This is a genomic window from Veillonella sp. 3310 (genome assembly GCF_003999875.1).
In the GTDB taxonomy this organism is placed as follows: domain Bacteria; phylum Bacillota; class Negativicutes; order Veillonellales; family Veillonellaceae; genus F0422.
Genome location: NZ_RQVJ01000002.1, coordinates 1 through 26,440 on the forward strand (window position 1 = coordinate 1; position 26,440 = coordinate 26,440).

The 26,440-nt window shown below is 39.8% G+C and carries 19 protein-coding genes; 16 read left to right on the forward strand and 3 right to left on the reverse strand.

Going from position 1 to position 26,440, the window contains the following annotated elements; all coding sequences use genetic code 11:
- The first annotated feature begins 154 nt into the window (after positions 1-154).
- The 16 genes from EO127_RS03625 to brnQ all read left to right on the forward strand — a co-directional run bounded on the left by EO127_RS03625 (position 155) and on the right by brnQ (position 19,594).
- The gene (locus EO127_RS03625; RefSeq protein WP_164742279.1) at positions 155-2,809 is read left to right on the forward strand and encodes a YadA-like family protein; all 2,655 of its coding nucleotides are present in this window, start codon (positions 155-157) and stop codon (positions 2,807-2,809) included.
- Between the two features lie 282 nt (positions 2,810-3,091).
- On the forward strand, positions 3,092-4,234 hold the full coding sequence (locus tag EO127_RS03630; protein WP_127448075.1) for an isochorismate synthase: 1,143 nt from the start codon (positions 3,092-3,094) through the stop codon (positions 4,232-4,234).
- A gap of 309 nt (positions 4,235-4,543) precedes the next feature.
- Positions 4,544-6,358, forward strand: a complete 1,815-nt coding sequence (gene menD / locus EO127_RS03635; RefSeq protein WP_127448076.1) for a 2-succinyl-5-enolpyruvyl-6-hydroxy-3-cyclohexene-1-carboxylic-acid synthase — start codon at positions 4,544-4,546, stop codon at positions 6,356-6,358.
- Position 6,359: 1 nt separating this feature from the next.
- Positions 6,360-7,199 carry a 2-succinyl-6-hydroxy-2,4-cyclohexadiene-1-carboxylate synthase gene (gene menH / locus EO127_RS03640; RefSeq protein ID WP_240645995.1) on the forward strand — a complete coding sequence of 280 codons (840 nt, stop codon included), beginning with the start codon at positions 6,360-6,362 and terminating at the stop codon, positions 7,197-7,199.
- A 213-nt stretch (positions 7,200-7,412) separates the two neighbouring features.
- The gene (gene menC / locus EO127_RS03645) at positions 7,413-8,552 is read left to right on the forward strand and encodes an o-succinylbenzoate synthase (RefSeq protein WP_127448077.1); all 1,140 of its coding nucleotides are present in this window, start codon (positions 7,413-7,415) and stop codon (positions 8,550-8,552) included.
- A 136-nt stretch (positions 8,553-8,688) separates the two neighbouring features.
- Positions 8,689-9,930, forward strand: coding sequence for a serine dehydratase subunit alpha family protein (locus EO127_RS03650; protein ID WP_127448078.1), 1,242 nt, complete (start codon positions 8,689-8,691; stop codon positions 9,928-9,930).
- A gap of 146 nt (positions 9,931-10,076) precedes the next feature.
- Entirely contained in the window at positions 10,077-10,640 is a 564-nt protein-coding gene (locus tag EO127_RS03655; RefSeq protein WP_127069354.1) for a redoxin domain-containing protein, read from the forward strand.
- 311 nt (positions 10,641-10,951) lie between these two features.
- On the forward strand, positions 10,952-11,302 hold the full coding sequence (locus tag EO127_RS03660; RefSeq protein ID WP_127069355.1) for a helix-turn-helix transcriptional regulator: 351 nt from the start codon (positions 10,952-10,954) through the stop codon (positions 11,300-11,302).
- 1 nt (position 11,303) lies between these two features.
- The gene (locus EO127_RS03665) at positions 11,304-12,485 is read left to right on the forward strand and encodes a DNA polymerase IV (protein ID WP_127448079.1); all 1,182 of its coding nucleotides are present in this window, start codon (positions 11,304-11,306) and stop codon (positions 12,483-12,485) included.
- A 9-nt stretch (positions 12,486-12,494) separates the two neighbouring features.
- Positions 12,495-13,457, forward strand: a complete 963-nt coding sequence (locus tag EO127_RS03670) for a hypothetical protein (RefSeq protein ID WP_127448080.1) — start codon at positions 12,495-12,497, stop codon at positions 13,455-13,457.
- A gap of 3 nt (positions 13,458-13,460) precedes the next feature.
- Positions 13,461-14,246 (forward strand): sulfite exporter TauE/SafE family protein, encoded by a 786-nt coding sequence (locus EO127_RS03675; RefSeq protein ID WP_127448081.1) that lies wholly within the window; start codon positions 13,461-13,463, stop codon positions 14,244-14,246.
- A gap of 33 nt (positions 14,247-14,279) precedes the next feature.
- A complete protein-coding gene (locus EO127_RS03680) occupies positions 14,280-14,702 on the forward strand; it encodes a hypothetical protein (protein WP_127160479.1) in 423 nt (140 codons plus the stop codon).
- Positions 14,703-14,887: 185 nt separating this feature from the next.
- Entirely contained in the window at positions 14,888-15,322 is a 435-nt protein-coding gene (locus EO127_RS03685) for a DNA starvation/stationary phase protection protein (protein ID WP_127069360.1), read from the forward strand.
- Between the two features lie 242 nt (positions 15,323-15,564).
- Positions 15,565-16,041 carry a hypothetical protein gene (locus EO127_RS03690; protein ID WP_127448082.1) on the forward strand — a complete coding sequence of 159 codons (477 nt, stop codon included), beginning with the start codon at positions 15,565-15,567 and terminating at the stop codon, positions 16,039-16,041.
- 13 nt (positions 16,042-16,054) lie between these two features.
- Positions 16,055-18,058 carry a molybdopterin-dependent oxidoreductase gene (locus EO127_RS03695; protein WP_240645997.1) on the forward strand — a complete coding sequence of 668 codons (2,004 nt, stop codon included), beginning with the start codon at positions 16,055-16,057 and terminating at the stop codon, positions 18,056-18,058.
- A gap of 207 nt (positions 18,059-18,265) precedes the next feature.
- A complete protein-coding gene (brnQ, locus tag EO127_RS03700) occupies positions 18,266-19,594 on the forward strand; it encodes a branched-chain amino acid transport system II carrier protein (protein ID WP_127448083.1) in 1,329 nt (442 codons plus the stop codon).
- Between the two features lie 324 nt (positions 19,595-19,918).
- Here brnQ and EO127_RS03705 read toward each other — a convergent pair whose 3' ends face one another.
- From EO127_RS03705 to EO127_RS03715, 3 genes are all read right to left on the reverse strand, one after another.
- Entirely contained in the window at positions 19,919-20,947 is a 1,029-nt protein-coding gene (locus EO127_RS03705) for a ribonucleotide-diphosphate reductase subunit beta (RefSeq protein WP_127068821.1), read from the reverse strand.
- Between the two features lie 342 nt (positions 20,948-21,289).
- On the reverse strand, positions 21,290-22,501 hold the full coding sequence (locus EO127_RS03710) for an ATP-binding protein (protein ID WP_127448084.1): 1,212 nt from the start codon (positions 22,499-22,501) through the stop codon (positions 21,290-21,292).
- 695 nt (positions 22,502-23,196) lie between these two features.
- Complete coding sequence (locus EO127_RS03715) at positions 23,197-25,479, reverse strand: ribonucleoside-diphosphate reductase subunit alpha (protein WP_127448085.1); 2,283 nt, start codon at positions 25,477-25,479, stop codon at positions 23,197-23,199.
- Between the last annotated feature and the right edge of the window lie 961 nt (positions 25,480-26,440).

The following is a 26,440-nucleotide window of genomic DNA, read 5'->3' on the forward strand; positions in this document are numbered from 1 at the left end:
GTGTTAATTATTAAAGTTTTTTATTGATTTACTTAATTAAATTTGCTATTATGAAGACAAGATGAAATTGTAGAGAAAGTTAATTGTAATGACACCTACACTTTATCAGGCATGTGTGTAATAATTAATCGCGAGTAAAAGGAGAATGATTATTATGAATCAGATTTTCAAAGTTGTGTACAGTGCAGCAAAACAATGTTATGTGGTAACATCTGAGTTTGCTAAATCCAATGGTAAAAAAGCAGCAGTTGTAGCAGCTGCATTGGTATTAACTAGTGGCGTAGGTGCGGTGAATGCGGCTGATGTTGATAGTTTAGATACTCGATTAACTTCTTTAGAAACAACAGTCTCTAAAATTAATGCTAAGGTAACAGCTGGTACACCAGGTGCAGCAGCAAATAATGCGCAAATTGAAGAAAATAAAGCAAATATCGAAAAAAACAAAACTGAAATTGAAGCGCAGGCTACACGAGTTGATAAAGTAGTTGATGCAGTAAGTGAGATATCTACAGACGTTGAAGAAAATGGCAAGAAAATCGATACTAATGCTAGTGATATCCTTACGAATAAAGAGGCGATTGCTGCCAATACAACAAAAATTGGAGAAGCTATTGAGAGTGTAAATGCTAACAATGAGGCTATTACAACTCTTAAAGCGTCTGTAGAGAAAGATGAAGAAAAATTAAATGATGTTGATGAAGCAGTAAAAGCAAATCGCAGTGATATTGATACAAACACTACTAATATCGAAAAAAACAAAACTGAAATTGAAGCGCAGGCTACACGAGTTGATAAAGTAGTTGATGCAGTAAGTGAGATATCTACAGACGTTGAAGAAAATGGCAAGAAAATCGACACTAATGCTAGCGATATCCTTACGAATAAAGAGGCGATTGCTGCCAATACAACAAAAATTGGAGAAGCTATTGAGAGTGTAAATGCTAACAATGAGGCTATTACAACTCTTAAAGCGTCTGTAGAGAAAGATGAAGAAAAATTAGATGTAGTTGATAAAGCAGTAGAAGCAAATCGTAATGATATTGATGCAAATAGTGCTAATATTGAAACTAATAAGGCTGAAATTGCTAAAAATGCAGGAGCAATTAAAGCAGCAGATGATCGTATTACAAAAGTAAAAGAACTTACAGCTAAAGCAATTACAAATGCTATGGAAAAGTTAGGTGAGGAAGTTCTTAATCCATTAGCTACTGATGTAGCAAAAAATGAAGAGAATATCGAAGCTAATAAAAAAGAAATTGCTAAAAATGCAGAAGCAATTAAAGCAGCAGATGAGCGTATTACAAAAGTAAAAGAAAATACAACTAAAGCGCTTACTGATGCTATGACTGACTTAAGTGAAAATATTCTTGATCCAATGGGAAAAGCTGTAGAAAAAAATGAAAAAGACATTGCTGAGTTGAAAGAACAACACTCCGCTCATGAAACTTCTATTACAAACTTGGATAATCGCACAACTGCATTAGAAGCTGTAAAAGGTACTAAAGAAGGCCTTGAAATGCTTAAAAATGTAGAAGCTAAGGTAGATAAAAATACAGGCGATATTAAAACAGTAGCAACTGGCTTAGTTAAAACAGCAGAAAAAATCGATGAACTAACCGATAAAAACGCTGAGCAAGATAATGAAATTTCTGGCAATGCTGAAGCCATCGATGCTAATACTAAAGCTATTGATAAAAATACGAAAGCCGTTGATGAAGCTAATAAAAAATTAGTAGAACATGCAACAGTAATTAATGAAAATACAAAAGCTATTAATGACAATGTAGATAGTATTAATACAAATGCTGAAAGTATTGCTAAAAACACCGGCTACATTAAAGAAATAGTAGAAAAAAATATAGAATTAGGTGAAGCTGTAAAAGAAAATAAAGAGAATATCAAAACAGTAGCAACTGGCTTAATTGAAACAGCAAAAGAAATCGATAGAATAGATGCTAAAGATGCTGAACAAGATGGTAAAATTAAGACAAATACTGAGAATATTAAAACAGTAGCAACTGGCCTACTTAAAACAGCAGGAGAAATTGATGCATTACATGAAAAAGATGCTACGTTAGAAGCAAAAAATAATGCCCAAGATGTTGAAATTAAAGCAGCTAAAGATGCAGCAAAAGTAGCAGATACAAAAGTAAATATGTTAACTGATGTACTTGTAGCAGCATCTGATGAGTTAGAAAAAAATATCAAAGACAATAAAAAAGATTTAGATGATAAAAATCTTGCGCAAGATGGTAAAATTGATAACAATACAAGCACAATTGCGACTAATAAACAGGCTCAAGATGCAGCAAACGAAAGATTTACTGAAAGCATTAACACGTTAAAGAATACTACAGTTCTTAAAAAAGATCATTCTGCAGATATCAAAGCTTTACAAGAAGTAGACAAAAACCATGAAGCTCGTTTAACGACTGTTGAAAATGATGTGAAAACTGTAGGTGCGAATGCAGCGGCGTTAGCAGCGTTGAAACCTCTACAATACAACCCTGGTCAAACTACTCAAGTAATGGCAGGTGTTGGTACATACCGTGGTAAAACTGCTGTAGCATTAGGTGCAGCTCATTATGCTAGCGAAAACTTAATGTACCATGCAGGTGTAAGCTTCGGTAACGGTAACGGCGCAATGGCTAATGCTGGCGTTACAATTGGATTCGGCAGCGGCGAAGGTGCAAAAATGAACTCCTCTAAAGTAGCTGAATTACAAAGCGCAGTAGATCGTTTAACAGCTGAAAACGAACAAGTAAAAGCAGCGTTGTACGATATCTACGCAAAATTACAAGCTAAATAAGAAATAACTTAGAGAATAGATCACTAGGATATCTCCTAGTGTATAGACACTAAGATTATGACAGGAATACATGTTAGGTATACTCTATTTTGGGGTATCCTAACATGTATTTTTTATATGAATCAATATATGTTTTTATCTAAGTGTTCAATGACTAGACTAGAATAGTGACCCATGTAGTGACATACTAAGACTGCATTAGAGTTTCACAGGTGTGGTATAATTGTAATAGAATCTATATAACGTGTCCCTACTTAGGGATTAGGGACGATGAGGAGTCATATGAAATATATTAAGGAGCCTTTACAATTAGACAATCCTTTGGAGTTTTGGCTAAACTTTGAGGGGGAAGAACGGGTCTTTTGGGTGGACCGTCAAAGTGATCGTGTGGTGGTAGGCGCCAAACGATTGGCGGTGGTACAAGATGATATCGACAGGGAACAATATGCGTACGTATTTTATGGGGGCACCTTCTTCCCTACTGTAAAAGATAAAAAATGGAGTAATATGGGCCATGAAATGGTGGCTTTCACCCATTACTATATTGTAGAAAATGGGGAGTCCTTTTATCTGCATGCAGGGGAGGGCGTAGATATACAGCGCCATAAGATTGAGCGCGTAGACCACGCTTTCACAGAAACCAGTGATGATAAACAAGATTGGGATACCTTGATGGATGCCATTTTGACAAATATCCATGATGGGCGCATGACGAAGGTGGTTTCTTCTCGTGAAGTAGAATTTACCAGCCCTACAAAGTTTGATGTGGTGAGTATATTAGACCGTTTGGTGGAGAATAACCCGAATTGCTTTATTTTTGGTTATGAGAAAGAGGGGCGTACCTTCGTGGGGGCATCTCCTGAAATTCTCGTACGTCATCGGGGGGATGAAATTCTAAGCTATGCTTTGGCAGGAACAGCACCAAAGTTTGGTCCTAAGGCGTGGACGAAAGAGCGATTCCTAAATGACCATAAAAATCGGTTGGAGCATAATATTGTGCGAGATCGTATTGTGCATACGATGCGACAAGTAACGAAGGATGTGACCATAGGAGAGACAGGGATTATGGAGCTTTCACGGTTATACCATTTGCGGACCATCATCACCGCTAAGGATAGCACGAAATCCCTCATCGAATGGGGTCAATTGTTACATCCCACACCAGCCCTAGGGGGCGAGCCACGAGAACTGGCGATGGATTTACTGGCTAAGTATGAGACCCATGAGCGCGGCATGTATGCGGCACCATTTGGATTTATGAAGGATATGGGGGATGGCATTCTAGTGGTGGCTATTCGGTCTGCCCTTATCATGGATAACCGACTCTATGCCTATGCAGGATGTGGTATTGTGAGCGAATCCAATAGCGATGAAGAGTACGAAGAAACTATCAATAAAATGGGCACCATATTGGATGCCTTGTAGGATGATACATCCACGTATAGATCCAATTAGGCATGCCATAGGGTAGGATGATGAATCCGTACCGATGTATTGAACAGATACAGGAAGTTAAACAGGAATGTTGAGCAATCAGCATTCCTTTTTTTGTTATGAACCCATGTCTATGTATGTCAGTTAATTATGAACGAGATAGGGGCGTCTAGGTGTTAGATAGATACCCAGTGCAACTCATATGGATACGTACAGAATCTAAAAACAATGGTATAATACATAGTAGATAGTCACTATTAGATATAGTACAATACCACAGGTTGGTATGGGAGATACGATATGAATGAATATATAGCAAGTTTGGTCGATGAGTTATACCAATTAGGGGTGCGCCATGCGGTGTTCAGTCCTGGTTCACGGTCCACTACATTAGCCATGCTCTTTCAAAGCCATGGAGGCTTTCACACGTATATGAATATTGATGAGCGGTCCGCTGGGTTTATGGCGTTGGGCATTGCTAAAGCACAAGGCGAACCAGCCGTGTTAGTGTGCACATCGGGGTCTGCATTGACCCATTATGGCCCTGCTGTGGTGGAAGCCAAGCACAGCGGTGTGCCGATGATCATCTTGTCCGCCGACCGTCCGTACACCTTGCAACAGGTGGGGGCACCGCAGACGATTGATCAACAGAAATATTTTGGCACTGCCGTGAACTATTATGAGGAATTGTCTGTGCCTAGTGAAAGTCACTATTACACGTACCCTCGTCAAGTGGCACGCCGTGCCTATTTGAAAGCGAATGACCACAAACTGGGACCGGTACACATCAATGTACCTTTGTTTGAGCCCTTGGTGCCCAATCGTGAGGAAGAGTATTTTACACAGGGGCGCAGTGCGAACCCTTTCCGCCTCGTGAAACATGAGGAAATAGGGCCTTTGGTATCCTTGCTAGATGGAAAACGAGTACTCATCTTGGGTGGCCCTAGTGTGACGAATCCTAAAACAGTGGTAGAGTTTGCAGAACGAATTGGTGCCGTTGTGATAGGGGACCCTTTGTCCAATTTGCGTCAATATGAGGGCGTCATCAGCACCTATGATGCATTCTTAGCGCATCATGAGCGGTGGGAGGAGTTGCGACCAGATGTGGTCATCCAATTGGGGCAAATCCCTGTGTCGAAGCGGATTCAACAATGGATGGCAACCTTGACGGACATCGACTATATTACGGTGAGTCCTAATGCAGATGTGGTGAATCCTAGTTTGACAACCACTATACATGTGATGGCGAGTGTAGATGTATTCTTAGGGGAGTTGTGTCGTGGCTTATTTGTGATACCAGGACTAAGCACAAGGATAAGAGATAAAGAGCAAAATCTATTCAATATATCTAATGTAGAAGACTCTAATGTAAGCACTGCTGGTGATGAATTAGGAGTGCAACAAGAAAATATAAATGAAAAACATAGAGTAGAGAACGGTAGTGTTGTATTTGCTCAGTATACAATAGCCGACATAGAATATGTAAAAGCATGGCAACAGATAGAATCCGACAGCCGTCAACAATTAGACAAAGTACAAGAAGAACCAACTTTATTTGAAGGTCGTACGATTCATATGTTGCAACACATGATGCCCCATGAGGGACAAATTCTAGTAGCGAATAGTATGTCTATTCGGGATATGGACTATTTTTGGGCCTCTGGGCGATCTCAAGCTAGGGTGTACGGTAATCGTGGCACCAATGGTATTGATGGAACGGTGTCTACGGCGTTAGGGATTAGTACGAATGGGAAACCGACGGTCATGGTTACAGGAGATTTAAGTTTCTTTCACGATTTGAATGGCTTAGCCATTGGCAAGACACATGGTATGAATTTGACCATCATTTTGCATAACAATGATGGTGGCGGAATTTTCCAATATTTGCCACAAAAAGGAGCGGATGATTTCGATTACCTATTCAATACACCGCAGGGCATTGATTACAGTGGACTGGCAACCATGTATGGATTAGACTATGTGAAAGTCACGACAAATGCAGAGTTAGAATTAGCCATGAAACAGTATATCGGTACAGAGGGTATTCATATTATCGAAGTGCCTACGTCTAAAGAAATTAGCCGTGAACTACACAAAGTGTATCGGGTGCAATAATATGAAGTCAATGATTCAAGATATACAAACCTTAGATATACAACGGATGCAGATCAACATAGGGGAGTATCACTACGGAGTGTCTGTAGTAGGTACAGGGAAACCTCTAGTCTGTTTCCATGGGTTTTCGGAATTCGGATCCACCTGGGATGGCATAGAGGTACCAGGCTATCGGTTGATACGGATCGATAGTATGGGTCATGGTAGGTCTGCACGGCCTATGGAATTAACACCCTATACATTGCCGCAAATGCTGAGCGACTTACATAGAGTTATCTATGCCGTAGCCGGTGAAAGCTATGCTCTCATGGGCTACTCCATGGGGGCTAGGTTAGCTTTACTCTATACATTGGAGTATCCAGAGGAAGTGAGTCACCTAGTCTTGGAAAGTGGCTCTGTAGGGATAGAAGATAGAGGGGAACGCCAAGAACGTTATTTTGCAGATAAAGCGTTAGGGAATCGCATTCGTGAGAAAGATATACAGTGGTTCAGCGAGACCTGGGCAAAGTTAGATATTTTTAAGACCCAACAAAGTTTACCTGCAAAGGTACAACAGCAAATTCAGCGTCGACGGTTATTAAATAGCCCCCATGCGTTGGCTTTCACCTTGGAAGGAAGTGGACAGGGTAGTATGCCTTATGTAGGGCATCGATTGTCGGAATTAACTATGCGGGTCTGTTACATTAGTGGCGAGCTAGATATGAAATATACAGCCATCGGAGCACAGTATTTTGGCGATGTCCATTGCATCGTGCCACAGGTGGGGCATAATGTGCATGTAGAAGCGCCAGAGGCGTATAGACAGATGCTGAAACAGTTTTTCTATACTAAAAAATACTAAAAATTATATTAAGCATATGTACTAGAAGAATGAGTAGATATAGCAAGAAATAGTGTTTAAAAGACTATTTACTGTGTATTACAGTAATAGATAACATATCTACTGCATACTACAGTGGTGTCTACTATGTCATGCAGTCATAGATAGGCTATAGTATGAAGCTGATTAGGTATATATCATTTTAATTATCGCAGTAGAAATGAGAGGTGTCCTATGATTACAAATATTGCCCTGTACCATGTACAACTACCGATGAAGTTTACTTTCAAAACAGCAAAGGGCAAAGTAGGTGTTAGGGATACTCTCATTGTTCGTTTGGAAGATGAAGAGGGCTATGTAGGCTACGGGGAATGCGTGGCCTTCGTAGACCCTTTTTATACGCTGGAAACGGTGGCATCTTGTTGGGATGTATTATGCACACGGTATTTGCCAAACCTATTGGGGCAAGAAGTAAGCACCACATTACCACAGCAATGGTTGTCGGAAGGAATGCCTATGACCGTGGCGTCCGTGGAAAATGCTTTACTCCATCTGCAATGTGCTCGTTTAGGGGTTAATACGGTGGAATATGTGTTGCAACAGCCCTTAGCAGCGACCGTGCCTACAGGGATTGTTATAGGCGAGATTCCGCTAGATACTTTGGTGGATGCCGTGTCTAATTATGTATCACAAGGGTGTGAACGTATTAAACTGAAAGTATCCCCCAAAGATGGTTATGAACGAGTGCAACGAGTGCGTTCAGCCTATCCGAACCTTATGTTAGCGGTGGATGCGAATCAAAGTTATACCTATCAAGAGATGGACAAAGTACGGGCATTTAATGGATTTGATTTGGCGTGTATAGAAGAGCCCTTTCAGATAGATAGTTTAGCAACCTATCAACAATATAGGTCAACCCATGATTGGGAGATTACGACACCTATATGCTTAGATGAATCAATATTGAGCTATGACGATTTGGTCTATGCCCATAGCCATGGATTATTAGATGTGCTGAATGTAAAGGTAGGGCGTTTAGGTGGTCTTAGAGAAACGGCTAAGGTCATTCACTATTGTCGTGACCATGGGATTCAGTACTGGATTGGCTCCATGGTGGAATCGAGTATTTCTAAGTGGATGCATGTACAATTAGCGGCTTTAGGCGATGCCTATATGCCGGGAGATTTGTCAGATTCACTGCGTTATTTTGATCGAGATTTGACTAGTCCACCCATTGTTAGTAGAATACAAGACTGCGGTACAAAGGGACTTTCACAATTTGTAGAGGTACCTAATGGTGCTGGATTGGGTGTAGATGTTGATATAGAAGCGATAACATCATATTGTATACATAAGAAATTATGGCAGCTATAACTGATTTGTATACTTTCACAGGATATGGATGTGGTATGATACAATAAGTAGGTAGTATTTGAAAGTCTACAACTTATACGGTGCTAGTAGTTGGTGAAGTATAGCACTGTTACGATAGAGTAAGTAGGAGGTTTGTATGAAAGAGTACATAGATTTATTAAAACGTGAGGTAAAACCTGCCTTCGGTTGTACAGAGCCAATTGCCTTGGCGTTTGCAGCGGCGAAAGCGGCAGAACTGTTGGGAGTTCGACCAGATCATATTCACGGCCGTTTAAGCGGTAATATTATTAAAAATGCGAAAAGTGTGACCATTCCAAATTCAGAGGGTCGTACTGGCATTTACTATAGTCTTATTTTAGGCACCTTAGTAGGCACAGCGGCAAAAGAATTAGAAGTGTTAGAGGACCTTACCCATGAACAAGTAGTAGAGGCAGACCGTTTATTTGAAGCGGATTACTGTGATATCGAGTTAGCAGAAGGGGTAGAAAACCTATTTATCGAAGTCACTGCCGTTGCTGGTGAGCACACGTCTAAGGTGATTGTTCAAAATACACATACTACAATTTCTTATGCAGAAAAAGACGGAGAAGTATTGATTGCTTTATCTCCGGAAGAAGTGGCAAAGCATTCTATGGAATTGTGCTTTGACTCTTGCTATGCATTTGCTAGCACAGTAGATGCGAAAGAATTAGAAGATATTTTAGGCCCACAATTAGATTTGAATATGGCCATAGCTGAAGAAGGTATGAAAAATAATTATGGTTCTAACATTGGTAAATTGATTATTTCCAACTCTTCCTCTATTGCAGATAAAGCTCGTGCCTATGCTGCAGCTGGATCTGATGCGCGCATGGACGGTTGTTCTATGCCTGTTATGATTAACTGCGGTAGTGGTAACCAAGGTATTACATTGTCTGTACCTATTATGATGTATGCCAAAGAATATGGTATCGATCGTGACCATACATTGCGTTCCTTAGCCTTAGCCAATGTGCTAGCTCTATACATCAAACAATATATTGGTCGTTTGAGTGCTTACTGTGGTGTGGTGAGTGCTGCCTCTGCTACAGCGGCTGGAGTAGCATTTTTGTTAAACGAATCTAAAGAAGTTGTTTGGGAAACATTATCAAATGCATTGGCAGGTACATCTGGTGTTGTTTGTGATGGAGCGAAAGCATCGTGTGCTATGAAAATTGGTATGTCCCTTGGTAATTCCTTATTGGCATATACTCAAGCAAAGACGGATAATAGCTTTAAAGCAGGCCAAGGTATCGTCAAAGAAGACATTGACCATACAGTGCAAACGGTAGCGACCATCGCCCGTGAGGGAATGAAGCAAACCGATGTTGTTATCTTAGAAACGATGTTAGAAAAGTAATCTATGCATTATTGGTATAGAGAATGAGAACAATTCTATATTGATTTTTATAAAAGCATAGTGTATGATAGATACATAGATTGATTAGATAGTCACATACTTAGTATGTGCTATGCATAGGTTGTTGCATCAAAGGAGATATTAGAATGGCAATCATCGGTAAACAACTACCAGCGTTTGAATTAGACGCATTCCGTAAACCTGAAATTATTAAAGTGAGCAATAAAGATATCGAAGGTAAATGGAGCGTATTTGTATTCTATCCAGCAGACTTCACATTTGTGTGCCCAACAGAATTGGCAGACTTACAAGATCAATACGCAGAATTGAAAGATTTGGGTGTAGAAGTGTTCTCCGTGTCTGTTGACTCTGCATTCGTTCACAAAGCGTGGTCCGATGCATCTCCTACAATCAATAAAATCGAATACACTATGTTATCCGATATTAAACATGAATTAGCTGATTTCTTCGATACATTCTCTGAAGAATCTGGCCAAGCCTATCGTGGTTCTTTCGTAGTGGACCCAGAAGGCATCGTTCGTGCCGCAGAAATTTGCGACATGGGCGTAGGTCGTTCCGCTGCTGAGTTAGTACGTAAAGTACAAGCTTGCCAATTTGTTGCAAAACATGGCGAAGTATGCCCAGCAAAATGGACTCCTGGTGAAAAAACATTGAACCCAGCAGACCTTGGCTTAGTTGGCAAAATCTAATGTAAATAAACAGCTCTTTTAGACCTTGTGGTTCGAGATTCTTCTCCCTCTCTCTATCGAGTCTCGAACAACACAAGGTGCACTAAATGAGCATGTTGACTATATTTGTAAACTTTCCTAAGAACACATCTTAGATCCTTTACTTCCCATAAAAACGGCAAAGCTATGCTTTGTCGTTTTTATCTTTCAGAAATCATATAGTGCTATTACTAAAAGGTATCCTTTATTCATTTAAATTATTAGATTTAGTTTAAAAATTTGTATATAATAAGGGGGTAAGGTTACACTAGAATACATATAGGAGAATGAGGATGTTAGAAGTTACATACGAACGATTGGCAGCGATTTTTAAAGCCCTTAGCGATGAAACGAGATTGCACATTGTAGACATGTTGTCTTGTAATGAATTATGTGCTTGTGATATTTTGGCTAGTTTTGAGTTATCTCAATCTACCCTTAGTTATCATATGAAAATTTTAATTGATGCAGGTATTGTGAATTCTGTGCGTAGTGGCTTGTGGACTCGCTATTCCATTAATGAAGAAGCATTTGATGAATTTGTTAAATTCTTGCCTGAATTATATAAAACAAAAGATGAGTGCATTTGCGCACAAATTAAATACTGTCGCATCGAAGACGCTCCTCAAGCGGCGGCAGAATAATATGAAACGTTGGATTATGCATGTAGACATGGATGCTTTCTTTGCATCTGTAGAACAACATGATCGTCCAGAATTACAAGGTCACCCTGTTATCGTGGGTGGCCTTTCTTCACGTGGTGTAGTGGCTACATGCAGTTATGAAGCGCGAAAGTTTGGAGTGCGTTCTGCTATGCCCATTGGGAAGGCTAGAAAATTATGTCCAGATGGTATCTATCTATTGCCACGGATGGAACGGTATCACGAAATTTCTGATCAAATTCATGAGGTATTACATCGGTTTAGTCCTTATTTAGAACCCATTTCTATGGATGAGGCGTTTTTAGATATTTCAGGGCTAGGAAAACTCTATGAATCGCCTATGGCAGTGGGTCGTGCTGTGAAAGAGCAAATTAAGGATCTAACGGGTCTAGTCGCCTCTGTCGGGATTGGACCGAATAAGTTTTTAGCGAAGCTTGCATCGGATTTGAAAAAACCGGATGGCTTATACATTATTCCTCATGGGCAAGAGGTAGCACATATTGGGCGCTTACCAGTGCGTAGATTGTGGGGCGTAGGGGCCCATATGGAACAAGCTTTACAACGAGGTGGCTTTCATCAGATTCAAGATGTTGCGCGCCTAGAGTCCTATCACGAGTTAGAACCCTATTGCGGTCATCAAAGTGAACGTATTTATTTGTTATCCAAAGGCATTGATGAGCGTCCTATTGAGTGGAATCGTGAGTTGCAATCCGTAGGCAATGAACTGACCTATGAAAGGGATTTAGTGGATCCAGAGGAAATTGACCATGAATGGCGATATTTTGCGCATCACGTGGCTAAGCGATTACGCCAGAAGGGGCTCAAAGGTCATACGATAGCTATCAAAGTGCGATTACCAGATTTTACAACCAAAACACGGCAAAAACGATTATCCTATCAGACGGACCGAGAAGATGTATTGTATGAGACGGCGTGTGTATTATATAATAAACTTAATGTACAGGGACCGTTTCGCTTGTTGGGAATTACGGTCAGTGGCTTTCACCAGCAGGTGGAACAAGATTCGCTCTTTCAGAGTGAAGAAACAGAGCCAGATCGATTAGCGCAAGTGCTAGATACTTTGGAAGAACGGTTTGGAGAAGATATTGTTACCACGGGAGCTCTGTGGAAACGAAAGTTGAAGGATGACACGACATCGTCTTAGGAGGATAGTATGCAACAATATATATTGGAACAGGAACAGATTGAAGAATTGTTACAAGGATTGCAGACAGCCTATGGTCATTGCAAGGAAGTACAACAGCAATATGTGGCGAATTTAGAGGCGCAACATATGGAATCTCCTGAAATGGCTATGGAAGTGGTAGAAGATTTAGAAAACTTTGCTCATATGTTGGCGCTGCTAGGAAAACAATGGGAAGAACTACGTAGTCTCCAAAGTATGGTAAGGGAGCACTATCTGTGTGATATGATATCTTCCTTAGAAGAGCCAACAGAAGTAGAATCTATGGCTGAGGAAGGTGTGGAAGGCTATGATGTAGGGGTTGCTTTAGGGGTAGACTTTGTGATGGCTGACCGCTGGCAAGGGGAAGAGGCTGTCGAAGAAGTTGTGGAAACCGTTGAACTAAAGCCAGTATCAAGTTCGTTTATGGATTTATTTAGCAGTGCTAGCGAAACGAAGCGTATCCATGAATATGACTATGAAGACTGGGAGTTGGCAGAAGAGGACCGTGCAGATGTTAGTCAAGAGGAGACTGCTATAGACCTAACAAAACAAACTAGTGCAGAGTCTCACTTGTATGATACCTTCGAGATGGGAAAACCCAAAAAAGAATATAAAAAACGTTGTAAACATTGCACAGAAGATTCTCCTATCCCAGAAGAGCGAGAAAAATGTTGTATTGTGAAACAAGAAAAAAAGAAAAAGAAGGAAAAAAGCAAGGATAAGTCGAAACATAAAAAAGAGGCTCATTCTATAGACAAGTGGGCGAAAAAGCTATCTAAATGGGAACGCTATGCAGAAGAACATGGTGATGCATGGACGGAGAAGGTTTTACAAAAAGTAGCCAAAAAAGCAGAGAAAAAGGCAGAGAAAAAAGCAGAAAAGCGAGGGATGAAAGCGATCTTTAAGAAGCATAAACTAGATCGATTTGCGAAGCTAACTAAGGAGGACTAAGGTATGGATGTAGTAAGTATTTTAGGATTTATATTGTTAGGCGTTGCTGTGGCTGCTCTAGGAACGATCATTGGTGCTGGTGGAGGCATGATTTTTGTACCTGTATTTCTATATTTTTTCCCAGAGTGGACGCCAGCCATGGTGGTAGGCACCTCGCTATTTACTGTGACATGCAATGCTATTTCTGGAACCTTGGCGTATGTAAAACAAAAAAAGGTACTGTATAGTGCGGCGATTTTATTTAGTATTGCCACCTTTCCTGGATCCATCATTGGTGCCAGAGTAGTAGCTTATTTTGATCCCAGTGGATTCCGGTTCTGGTTCGGATCTTTCTTGTTGATTATGTCCTTGTTTATAGGATATAAAAATATGAGAAAGGGAGAGCGGAAAGAAGAAAGCTTGCAACTAGAAGAATTGACCTACAATAAAGTAGTAGGTGTTTTAGTGAGTTTGGTAGTAGGCTTTATTTCAAGCTTATTTGGTATTGGCGGTGGATTGATTCACGTGCCAGCCTTGATTTATATGATGGGATTCCCTACGCATATGGCAACAGCTACGAGTCATTTTATCCTAGCTACCTCCACATCGGTAGGGACATTAACGCACTTCTTGAACGGACACATCCATTTTGAAGTGGCCATCCCTTGCGGTATTGGTGCCTTACTAGGTGGGCAACTAGGCGCCTATATTGCCAAACGGTTACGAGCAAAAACAATCTTGATTGGTTTATCTATTGGGGTTGGCATCTTAGCGTTGCGATTAATTTATACATCTCATGTATTGTTCTAAGACATAGAGAACAGATTAAATAGAGAGGATACTATGGGAAAAGGAAAGAAAAAGAAGCAACACCAATCACAGCCACAGCAAACGATTACAACAGCCCGTTTGACGACGATGATCAAATGGATGCTATTCATCAATCATTTGGCGTTGTGCTGGTTCTTTAATGGCAGGGCAGACATGAGTTTACTAGCTGCTAATATGTTGGGCGGCTTAGTTCTTTGTGGGATTTACTGGATGCGTTTCAAGAAAGAAATGTTCACCGATGCAGAGGTAGAGCGTGGTATGCGCTACGTATTATCCTATATTCTGATGACCATGACTGCCTTCTTTTACACTTTGGCGATGTATCGTTCGGGTGAGTTAACAGACACCATGTATTTGATTATTACAGGGGCTAGTTTCTTTGTATGGTTCTGCTTGTACAGCGCTACACAAGGATTTATTAAGAAAAGTGAATAATATGTGATATAAGTTCTCGTTACGTTATAGGTAACGGGAACTTTTTACATTTAAATATTTCGATAAACTATATGAAAAACTATTGCATTTTTAAATTTACTATGTTAAGATATGTACATAATAAATAATAATTATTAATTGCTAATTATACTAATTAGCAAAAACTAAGAAAAGGAGAACAAGTTATGAAAAACTTACAAGCAGTCAACCAATATATTGCAAACTTAGCAATTTGGAACATTAAACTTCACAATTTCCATTTTAATGTAGTAGGATCTCAATTTGTGCCAGCTCACAAATATTTAGAAGAAGTCTACGATGTAGCATTCGACTATTATGATGCAGTGGCTGAGCATGTAAAAATGCAAGGTGAAGAACCTGTAGTACATGTAGCAAAATATTTAGAAATTGCATCTTTAAAAGAAGAACCAGGCAACAAATTCTCTGTAGAACAAGTGTATAAATTCTTAGTAGGAGACTTTGAATTGTTGAATAAAGAAGCTCGTGCCATTCGTGAATCTGCTGATGAAGAAGGCAACTTTGGATTAGTAGCTATCATGGAAGACCACATCGCTTACTATGAAAAACAATTATGGTTCTTACGTGCTACTTTAGGCTAACTCCTCCTGAAAGTAACATCGAACTAATCACATACACTCCATTATATGTGATACTATCCTGAACATTACTAACACTATACAACTATACTATACAACTATACATGAGGACCCCTGCTCAGGGGTCCTTTTAGTATATAGGGGATACCTTTACAAGGTGATAGATAAGGGGATATAGTGAAAATCTAGCTATCGGTGGTATAATACATATAATAGTTGAGAGATGGTGAAAGGGGCGACAGAGAATGAATCGATTTTTACGACAGGGCCGATTACAAACCATAGAACCACAAAAGGATCCATCAGTGGTAGAAGATATGGATACCCTAGTGAGTGAAGTAAGTTCGGATGAGTTTTTGGATATGGTGCAACAAGAGGGAACGCCTAAAGATTTGAATCGAGCTATGGATATGGTAGAACTTGAAGATTCAGCGGAAAACAGTAGACCTGTGGACCCTTATGCAGCCATGACGATTCGCGATTATAGACAATCAGATGTATTGTCAGAAGACTCTAATGAAGACTATGATTCTCCCGATGCAAACGAAACAGAACAAGACCGGTTTTTCCGTGACAACTACAATGATATTATGGAAGATGAGTTAGAATATGACGAGCGAGAGTCCGAAGACTCTGATCACTACAGTCATGATTCTGGAGATAGTTTTGACTTCGACTTTGACGTTGACTTTGACTTGTTTGATGACTTTGATGATGACTAGTAAGGAATGAATAATGACGAAGCCCATACAGATAAGGACATCAGTATGTCCCTATGATTGCCCAGATGCCTGTGGATTGACCTTGACCATTGAGGGAGACCAGTTGCAACAGGTACGAGGTATGAAAACGCATAGTTTCACACGAGGAACACTGTGCCAAAAAATGCAACATTATGAACGAACCGTCCACCATAGTGGACGTCTGACCACCCCTTTGCGCCGTACAGGCCCTAAGGGAAGCGGTCAATTTACACCTATCACATGGGACGAAGCATTACAAGAAATTGCAGAGCGATTTCAATATTGTATCGACACCTATGGTTCTGAAAGTATCATGCCTTATTCCTATGCAGGAACCATGGGAATTTTACAAAAAAGCGCAGGGGATCCGCTCTTTGCTATATTAGGTGCTACCCGTCAAGATAAGGGAATTTGTTCCCCCGCAAAGCGATATGGTTGGGCTAGCCTTATGGGAAACACTTTGGGGAATCGTCCACAAGATATACAACACAGTGATTGCGTGGTGCTGTGGAGCCTCAATGCAGTGGCGACGGATGTACATGTCTTACACGATGTGACCATAGCTCGTCAACAAGGTGCTAAGCTGTGGGTAATTGATACCCACCACACAGAGACAACAAAATTAGCGGATGAAGTCATTATTTTGCGACCGGGCACAGATGGAGCTTTCGCCTTGGGGGTAGCTTATGTGTTAGCCAAAGAAGGACTAGTAAATGAGGAGTTTATCGATCGTCATGTACAAGGCTATGAAGGATTCCGAGATACTGTTATTTCTCAGTATTCACCATCAAAAGTAGCACAGATTACAGGTGTGTCTGAAGAACGAATCATCCAGTTTGCTCGTGCCTATGGAAGTGCTATGGCGCCATTTATTCGCTTAGGCAGTGGGCTTTCACGGTATGGAAATGGAGCCAATACAGTGCGGTGTGTGGTAGCACTACCGGCTTTGGTGGGCGCATATCTACACAAAGGAGGGGGCTTGTTATCGAGTGCATCAGGTAGTCAATTTGTTGGCGGTAAGCGTGTCAGCTGGGAGCGCTTTCAGAGGAAAGAAACCCGATTAAATCCTATGATTCATTTAGGGCCCATGTTAACAGAAGCGGCTAACCCACCGATTAAAGTCCTCTATGTATACTCTAGTAATCCAGCGGTGACATCGCCGGACCAAACGGTGGTGCGTAAAGGATTAGCCAGAGAAGACCTGTTCACAGTCGTTCATGAACGATTTATGACAGATACGGCGAAGTATGCGGACATTGTACTCCCTGCCACATCGTCTGTAGAGCACAATGATGTATATAATTCCTATGGTCATTACACTATCGGTTGTGGCTATCAAGCCATTCCTCCAGTTGGTGAAAGTCGTTCTAACTGGAATACTATCTGTAGCATTGCCAAAGCGATGGGTATTGATAATCCTGTATTTGCCATGTCAGAATTGGAGATGATTGAAGACATTGTACGACATGCATCGATTCCAGTAGACATACAAGATAGAATCTTGGCAGGGGAGCTGGTGGAGATGGACTTATCAGACACGTATAAACTGGAGTACGGTACATCATCAGGTAAAATCGAGTTATACAATCCAATAGAGGCTGATCCATATCCTGTGTATCGTGAAGCTCATGGAGATACAGCGGAGTTTTTCCTCATCAATGGAACAGACCCACGCATATTGGACTCTTCTTTTTGCGAGTTACAAGAGGATGTACCTCAGATGATAGCTCGCATGCATCCAGAGGATGCTCTCAGTAAAGGGGTATTACACAGTGAGTTTGTGCGCTTGTATAATGAGCGAGGATCCTTGCGAATTGCTTTGGACATTGACGACACTGTGGCTAAAGGGACGATTGTGAGCTGTGGCGTATGGTGGCAATCGCAGTCTCATGATTCAACATATACGATGAATGTGCTGACTGCCTCCAGGCCAACCGATTATGGGTGGGGAAGTACATTTTACGATGTAAAAGTGGATGTAGAACCATGCGATTAAAAGGGTTAGGCTATAGTTAATCCATGTAATTTATCTATCAATCATAGCTCGCCTGTATATGCATAATCAGTATAGACAAAGCCATTTCCGACGAGGGAAATGGCTTTTTATTTCGTCTATAATTAGATATAATAAGAAAATAAGCATAAAAATTGTTTTTATACAGTGTATATTTGTTAGTATAGAATGTATTTGAAAGGAGAGCGTATGTCAGATCATACTCAACTATCGGGGCGAGCCTATATTGCTATCGGCCTGATGCTGTTTGCTTTATTTTTTGGGGCAGGTAACTTAATCTTCCCCGCTACCTTAGGTCAACATGCTGGTACTAATGTGTGGTGGGCTATTTTAGGGTTTATCGTCACTGGTGTAGGCTTGCCATTATTAGGGGTAATGGCCATGGGCTACTCTGGCAGTCGCAATGTACAGAGCTTGGCTAGTCGTGTGCATCCAGTGTTTGGGGTCTTATTTACATTGGCATTATATATATCTATCGGCCCTGCCTTTGCCATTCCTCGTACGGGAACTGTATCCTATGAAATTGCAGTAAAACCATTTTTAGGCGGTACTGCCTCGGATACAGCACAAACCATATTCCTCATTGCTTTCTTCCTATTGACCTTGTGGCTATCTATTAATCCACAAAAACTGGTGAATCGCATTGGTAAAGTGTTAACACCAGCCTTGTTAGTGACAATTGTGGTGTTGATTATTAAATCTTTGATTACTCCTTTGGGGAGCTACGGTACGCCAACAGAGGCTTACGCTACTAGTGGAACAGCTTTCTTACAAGGGTTCTTAGATGGGTACAACACATTAGATGCATTAGCATCCTTTGTGTTTGGCATTTTGGTCATCGAATTTGTTACACTTTCAGGGGCACAAACACGTGATGAAATTACACGTGCTACACTGAAAGCTGGCTTAATCGCCGTAGGCTGCTTGGGCGTGGTGTATATCTTTATTGCTAGCTTGGGCGCTACTAGCGTAGAACAGCTAGGCATCTTAGATACGGGAGCACCTGTATTAGCAGAATCAGCTCGCTTATTATTCGGCGACTTAGGGGCCATGATCTTGGCAGTCATCGTATTGCTAGCATGCTTGACGACGAGCATTGGACTGGTTACCTCTTGCGCCCAGTACTTTAGCACACAATTTGGAGGCTTATCCTATAAAGCCTATGCCGTATTGTTTGTACTGATTTCCATTGGTGTCGGTATGTTTGGATTGAAAACTATCATTACAGCAGCCATCCCAGTGTTGATGTTCCTGTATCCATTGGCTATTGTGTTGATCGCCTTGGCATTCTTGGATCCTGTATTTAAAGGGCGTCAATGTGTGTATGCATGGACAGTAGGCACAACGTTTATCACAGCTCTTGTATCTGGCTTAGAAACAGCGAAGGTAGACTTGGGGAGCTTAGGACAATTCTTTGCTACACAAGTGCCAATGCACGGCATTGGTATGGACTGGGTTGTATTCGGTGGCGTAGGATTCGTGATTGGACTCATACATCGGGCGTTGGTGAAAGCCTAAACAATTGCATCATATCTGATATAATTACATATATAATAAGGTATCTATTAAAAGGTCTTCTTTAGAATTAGGTTTATAGAATCTAAGAGTATAAAGAAGACCTTTTTGCATGTGTTTTTTATGCATACAAAACGTTAAAAATGTTGACGGGGAAAATGAGTGTTATAGGACAACATGAGTTGGTTTTAATAGCAATGAACTTAGTTAAGTACTAAGTTTATTGAATTATAAAATTGAAACATATAGATTGATAGAGAAAACAAAAAGCTACACAGTAGAATATATCTACGTGTAGCTTTTATGTATATAACCTTATAGGCATTATTACTCCAAATCATCGAAATCGAAGGCAGCAGCTTTTGTATAGTTTGTAACTTTCGCTTCAAAGAAGTCAGTTTTTGTGCTGTTCAAGTTGGAGAAACTTTCAATCCAAGCCATAGGGTTTTCCTTGATGTCTGGATATAACGGTTGCAAGCCGATGGAATCAGCACGTTGGTTCGCTAAGTATTTGATGTAGCGTTCGATCAATGTGTTGTTGATGCCCAAGATTTTGTCATCAGTGATGTATTGGCCCCAAGCAATTTCATTTTCAGTACCTTCACGAAGCATTTGTGTTAACTCAGCTTCTAGTTCAGCAGTGAATAATTCAGGGCGCTCGATGCGAAGTTCACGGATAATATTTTGGAACAATACTAAGTGAGTTACTTCGTCACGATTGATATATTTGAAGATTGTGGAAGTAGCCGTCATTTTACCTTGGCGAGCCAATGTGTAGAAGAAGCTAAATCCAGAGTAGAAATAAATGCCTTCTAAAATATAGTTGGCCATGATAGTGCGGATTAAATTGTGCTCCGATGGCTCATCACTGAAGCGTTGGTAAATGTCGGCGATGAAGCGGTTACGAGCCAATAAATGCTCGTCTGTACGCCACTCATCATAAATGCGGTCACGAGTAATTGGATTCGTTACCGTATCCAAAATGTAAGAATAGGATTGAGCGTGGATTTCTTCTTGGAATGCTTGGATATTCAATAAAGAAGCCACTTCAGATGCCGTAATATAACGGCTCAAGTTTGGCAAGTTTTCGCTTTGAATAGAGTCCAAGAAATTTAAGAAAGAAATAATCTTATCGAAAGCACGGCGCTCGCTATCTGTTAAATACGGGAATTGCTTAATATCTTCGTTCAAAGAAATTTCTTCGGGAATCCAGAAATTGTTCAGCATCGTGCGATACAATGTATTCGCCCAATCGTACTTAATACGATTCCATTCCCGTAAATTCGTCGTATTACCGCCCACCATACTTTGCGTGCCGCGGTCACCATGTTCATTAAAAATCAGTTTCTTTTCCATGAAAGTTGATCCTACCTTATCTATAATCAAAATATGTATATAAATTATTATGAAAGCCTGGATATGATGCATGCTTTCATAGAGATGTAGATGCATACTACCCTCTATTATACTAAAAAGGTGGAGAAAATGGCAATCAAAAAGCACAGGAGTACCAGTCCTGTGCTTTTTTGTGTACCCTACGCTAGAATACGTTTCCTGTTAATTTAGTACGCTTTTATTGTAGCACGATAGTAGAGAAATAGGAAAAGTAATTGTTGTTGGTAGTAGTATACAGCAAAAAATAAAAAGTGGGAAAATAAGTCGCAAGAGATTTCTGTATACTTTATTCTAATATACGTTTTATACTTCCGTATTCTCCAACAAAAAATCAACTACATGTTTGTGAACAATTCCATCCTGGCTAAAGTCAACGGTATCCATGGAGAGAACAAACTTAGGGTAATTATCTTGTACATGAGCATAGACGCCAAATTCACGTTGTCGTGTGGCTTCTGTTTCCATGAGATAGGACACTTGATAGTATATTCGTTCTTTATCTTTAGTGGCGATAAAGTCGATTTCCATATCTTTTACTTTCCCAATTTCTACGGTATATCCTCTAGAAATCAGCTCAATATATACGATATTTTCCAGGGCTCTTTCAATATCTTTCGTATTAGAATACCCCTTAGCAGCCCGAAATCCATGATCCGTAAGGTAATATTTTTCATCGATTTTAAGATTTTTTTTACCGACCGTATCGAATCTAGACACCTTTTTCAGGATGAAAGCTTGCTGACAATAGTCTAAATAATTCAGGATAGTATCAATAGAAACATCCCGATGCTCGCTCTTTAAATACTTTTTAATACTAGTTGCCGAAACAGGGGACCCTATATTTTGTATAGTAAATGATAGGATTCGATTGAAAATATCTACACCGCGAATCTTATTGTGTGTTAACACGTCTTTAATCAAAACCGTATGATACACATCATTTAGATATTTATAACTACTATTTTCTTCTAAGTTAAAGTATTTTAAGGTAGGCATGCCACCTAATTGGATGAATTTAGTGAATAGATCTTCCTTACTCAGGTGTTTCTCCTGAAATACTTCTATAAACTCATCAAATGTAAATGGTTGTATTTCAAACTCTACATATCTGCCAGCAAGAAGTGTAGCAAGCTCGCCAGAGATTAAGGAGGAATTGGAGCCAGTAATATAGATATCACAATCTCTATCAACACGCAGACCATTTACAACTTTTTCCCAATCTTGGACCAATTGTATCTCGTCAAAAAAATAGTAGAGTTTTCCATCCAAGTGTTTCGTTGTTTCTATGAGATGCTTAGCTAGTAGTGCTGCAGTGTTTATCTCTAAAAATTCTAAGGATTCAAAATTAATATAAATTTTTTGTTCATCAGGTACTTCCTGCAAGATAGTATTTTTAATGATTGTTAATAAAGTAGACTTCCCCACACGACGCATACCTGTGAGAATTTTAATCACTGGTTTATCAATAAATGGTTCTATTTGTGCCAAGTACTTAGGGCGTTTAATATATTCCACGGCTAACACCTCACTTTCATTGATTCTATTATACTCGAAATAGATGTATATTCCAACAGTGATTTCGACTATACTCGAAATCATTAGAATTTATATATATAATTTCGAGTATAGTCGAAATTATTAGTAGATATTAGCGTAAGTTCGATTATAGTCGACATCTGTAGGAGTTTCATGATATAAAATGCCTAAAATATCAACATATCGTAAATATTTGTGATATAATAAAGATAAAGAAGCGTCATCAACGTGAGTTGGGCTCATCTCTTCCTACGATGGGAGGAGGTGATACTATGACGAAATACGAAAAAATCAGCTTGATTATTTCTATTTTATTATTAGTAGTTAACATTATTGCTTTATATAAATAATGAAAACGCCTAACGTAAAGAGGTATCTCACCACCTCAACACGTTAGGCCATTTCATTTCACCGTTTTTTTGAGATGAGCCTAACGCCACAACACGTTGATGGCTCTTCTTGTTTCTATGTCAAGTATACCATAGTTACTTACAGAATACAAATCCGCCCCTCCCCGAAATAACGACGTCGTTCCGACTACATCTTTGGCGGGGGATTTATCTAATTTGAAATATATCAAAAGAGCACGGTGTGCTCCGAACAAACATTATGAAATACCGTTTGAGAGGAGCATGCCGTGCTCTTTTATTGATTACATATAACCCCGCCAAAGATTAGGAGGAACAACTAGTGCATTCATCCATTTCTAAGGATTGGTTACGGATATAGTAAATTGTTTTAATGCCTTGTTTATAGGCTTCCACATATAAATCTAGAATTTCTTTTGCTTTCATTTGTGGCGTAATATACAAGTTGAAAGACTGCGCTTGGTCGATATGGCGTTGGCGGATACCGCAGGCTTTAATAGACCATTGTTGATCGATAGTATGTGCTTCTTTGTAGAACCACATCGTTTCATTGCTCAAATCAGGCGCTGTTTTCGGAGTGAAGCTACCTTTTTTCTCTTCGATGAAGAATTTTTTGAATATTGGGTCAATGCCAGCTGTGGTATTAGCAATATTGGATGTGCTGCCTGTCGGTGCGATAGCCATTAAGTAACCGTTACGGATACCATATTTGGCTACGTCAGCTTTCAGTTGTTGCCATCTTTCAGAGGTATAACCACGGCGTTCAAAATATTCTCCAGTTTCCCATTGAGACCCTTTGAAAGCAGGATACGCTCCTTTTTCTTTTGCTAATTCCATGGATGCCTTGATGGCAGCATAGGCAATATTTTCAAACAATGTATCAGCGATTTCCAAGTGTGCATCACTTTCCCATTGTACTTTATGTTTCACCAAATAGTGGTGGTAACCGCTAGTGCCAAGCCCGATAGCGCGATATTTTTCGCTAGTCACACGAGTTTCAGGCACAGGGAATTGGTTGATGGTGATAACATTATCCAACATACGCACCTGTAAAGCGATGTTTTCTTCCAATTCTTCGTCAGAGGTTTGGCCTAGGTTGATAGAGTTCAAATTACACGTTACCATGTCCCCCGCTTTCGTGCGAGTCACGATGGAACCATCGTCTTGGATAATCTCTTCATCTAAATCAGTGAACCCAACGTTTTGTGCGATTTCATGGCACAAGTTGGACGCATAAATCATACCCGCATGTTTATTAGGGTTCGCACGGTTTGTCGTATCTCGGAAGAAGATAAACGGTGTACCTGTTTCTACAGCGGAACGCATGATTTTTTTCATCATATCCAAGGCGCTTACTTCGATGCCGTGTAAATCTGGACTAGCTTCACAAGCTAAATATTTTTCTGTGAAAGCTTTATTCGTATCGTCATCGTAATAGTCTTCTAATTGAAAGCCCATCACACGAGATACTTCATGTGGATCGAATAATGTGAAGTGCTCACGGTTGATAACACGTTCCATGAAAATATCTGGCACAGATAGAGCAGGGAAGATGTCATGCGCTTTACGGCGATCGTCACCATTGTTCGTACGAAGCTCAACGAATTCGTAGAAGTCTTTATGCCATACATCAAGTGTTACCGTAGCGCCACCTTTGCGTTTCCCCAATTGGTCTACCGCAACGGCTGTATCGTTGTATAAACGAATCCAAGGGATAACGCCGCCAGAGGAGTTTTTATAGCCACGAATATCGGAGTTCAAGGCGCGCACTTTACCAAGATAAATACCAAGAGCGCCACCATGTTTAGACACACGAGAGAACTTCGCATTCACGTCGTAAATGGACCATAGATTATCTTCCACACCAGAGATAAAGCAAGAGCTTAGTTGATGGAATGGTGTACCTGCATTTGCCAATGTTGGAGTAGCAGTGGTCATTTTTAACTCGCTCATTAAGTCATAGAATTTTTTGGCGTAGTAGACCTTTTTGTCGCCTTCAATGACAGCTAAATGCATAGCGATAGCCATGAAACGTTCTTGAGGAAGTTCAAAAATTTCCTTGTTGAACCCTTTCACTAAATAGCGGTCTGCTAATAACTTAATACCTTCATAGTTAAATAAGTAATCACGTTTTGGTTTGATATAGTCGCCTAGTTCTTCTAATTCAGCTTCTGTATATTGTGTTAAGAAGAAGTCTGCATAGCGACCAGCATCCACCAATGTTTTCACCAAATTAGTGAAGTTACCATAGCCGAAGGCTTTGTATTTGCGGTTGATAGCAGCTTCTTTGTACAAATCGAATAAGTATAGACGAGCTGCCACGAACTGCCAATCTTGGTTCATGCGGTTTACCATGTTGCCGAACCCATCGTCTACCTTTTGGATGACTTTCTCGATGGCAGTTTGAACAAGGGTTTGTTGAATTTGTTTTGTAGTCATACCGTCTACGAATTGTAATTTACAATCCATTTCTAGTTCGATAGGATCACAAGAATCTAGGCCTAAACAAGCAAAGGCAACCATTTTCTTCGTTTTTTCTACCGATAATGGCTCATAATGGCCATCCCGTTTCTTGATCATAATGCTCATGAGTGTCTCCTTTTTCTGACGATGTCGTTTTTGTATTCATTGTAAAGAGTATGCACATATATTGAATATATGTGAAAGTATATCCGGCTAACATATGTATTAGGCCTTGACCATAAAAGGACTCCCATTTACAACGTGTAAATGAGAGTGCATAGATATGTTTTCACACGGACTCAATATCAATATATTGTATAGCGATGAAGCACTTTGGCACAACATCTTCTAAAATTATACTATAGGAGTCGTTTTTTCACAACGCTCTCAGCATGTCAAAAATGCATACCATAATGAGGAAAAAATACTTTACAAAATATAGTGAGTAAAAATGTGCTGATCTTATATAACCTAAGTATGGGGAGGGATATAGGCTACTGATAGAAACTAGTTAAAGGATTAAACAACACGTCCAATTAGAGAGTATCATCAGTGAATGAGAGGGGAGATAGTGATTAGAGGGGGGGAAGAAGATGGAAAAAAATAGATATGACTTGTATGTGATATGTGATAAAAATCAATATATTGTATTATAAATTTAAGTCATATTATTAATGCTAAAAAAGTATAAATAGATATGAAAAAAATTAATGAGAAAAAATATCACATAGAAAAAAGAAAACCTTTTAAAAGCATTTTACTAATGCGTTTTGGAAGTAAAATTTAATAATGACAAAAAATTATAAAACCTAAAAAATTGTGTAATAATAAGATAATTGAGGGAAAGATAAAAGTACACTGTATAAGTATAAATTGCATGGAAATTAGCTTGAAATAATAGTATTGTTATATACTTATATAAAACCTATGAAAAACGTTATCAAAACCGCTTAATCCCTTGTAAAAAAGGGGTTTTTAAGGGGGTGGTGTGACAATTGTAACACTTTGAAATAGCGTATATAATAAGGCTATAGATTGATGCATATGTCAGTCATATATGCAGTTAAACATAGTTCCTTATTTCAGA

Excerpts from the sequence above, each read along its gene's own strand:
- EO127_RS03655 (WP_127069354.1), top strand. The coding sequence starts at position 10,077 with ATGGCAATCATCGGTAAACAACTACCAGCGTTTGAATTAGACGCATTC.
- EO127_RS03625 (WP_164742279.1), top strand. The coding sequence starts at position 155 with ATGAATCAGATTTTCAAAGTTGTGTACAGTGCAGCAAAACAATGTTAT.
- EO127_RS03680 (WP_127160479.1), top strand. The coding sequence starts at position 14,280 with ATGGGAAAAGGAAAGAAAAAGAAGCAACACCAATCACAGCCACAGCAA.
- EO127_RS03690 (WP_127448082.1), top strand. The coding sequence starts at position 15,565 with ATGAATCGATTTTTACGACAGGGCCGATTACAAACCATAGAACCACAA.
- menC (WP_127448077.1), top strand. The coding sequence starts at position 7,413 with ATGATTACAAATATTGCCCTGTACCATGTACAACTACCGATGAAGTTT.
- EO127_RS03630 (WP_127448075.1), top strand. The coding sequence starts at position 3,092 with ATGAAATATATTAAGGAGCCTTTACAATTAGACAATCCTTTGGAGTTT.
- EO127_RS03705 (WP_127068821.1), bottom strand. The coding sequence starts at position 20,947 with ATGGAAAAGAAACTGATTTTTAATGAACATGGTGACCGCGGCACGCAA.
- menH (WP_240645995.1), top strand. The coding sequence starts at position 6,360 with ATGAAGTCAATGATTCAAGATATACAAACCTTAGATATACAACGGATG.
- EO127_RS03695 (WP_240645997.1), top strand. The coding sequence starts at position 16,055 with ATGACGAAGCCCATACAGATAAGGACATCAGTATGTCCCTATGATTGC.
- EO127_RS03675 (WP_127448081.1), top strand. The coding sequence starts at position 13,461 with ATGGATGTAGTAAGTATTTTAGGATTTATATTGTTAGGCGTTGCTGTG.
- brnQ (WP_127448083.1), top strand. The coding sequence starts at position 18,266 with ATGTCAGATCATACTCAACTATCGGGGCGAGCCTATATTGCTATCGGC.
- EO127_RS03670 (WP_127448080.1), top strand. The coding sequence starts at position 12,495 with ATGCAACAATATATATTGGAACAGGAACAGATTGAAGAATTGTTACAA.
- EO127_RS03685 (WP_127069360.1), top strand. The coding sequence starts at position 14,888 with ATGAAAAACTTACAAGCAGTCAACCAATATATTGCAAACTTAGCAATT.
- EO127_RS03665 (WP_127448079.1), top strand. The coding sequence starts at position 11,304 with ATGAAACGTTGGATTATGCATGTAGACATGGATGCTTTCTTTGCATCT.
- EO127_RS03715 (WP_127448085.1), bottom strand. The coding sequence starts at position 25,479 with ATGAGCATTATGATCAAGAAACGGGATGGCCATTATGAGCCATTATCG.
- EO127_RS03650 (WP_127448078.1), top strand. The coding sequence starts at position 8,689 with ATGAAAGAGTACATAGATTTATTAAAACGTGAGGTAAAACCTGCCTTC.
- EO127_RS03660 (WP_127069355.1), top strand. The coding sequence starts at position 10,952 with ATGTTAGAAGTTACATACGAACGATTGGCAGCGATTTTTAAAGCCCTT.
- menD (WP_127448076.1), top strand. The coding sequence starts at position 4,544 with ATGAATGAATATATAGCAAGTTTGGTCGATGAGTTATACCAATTAGGG.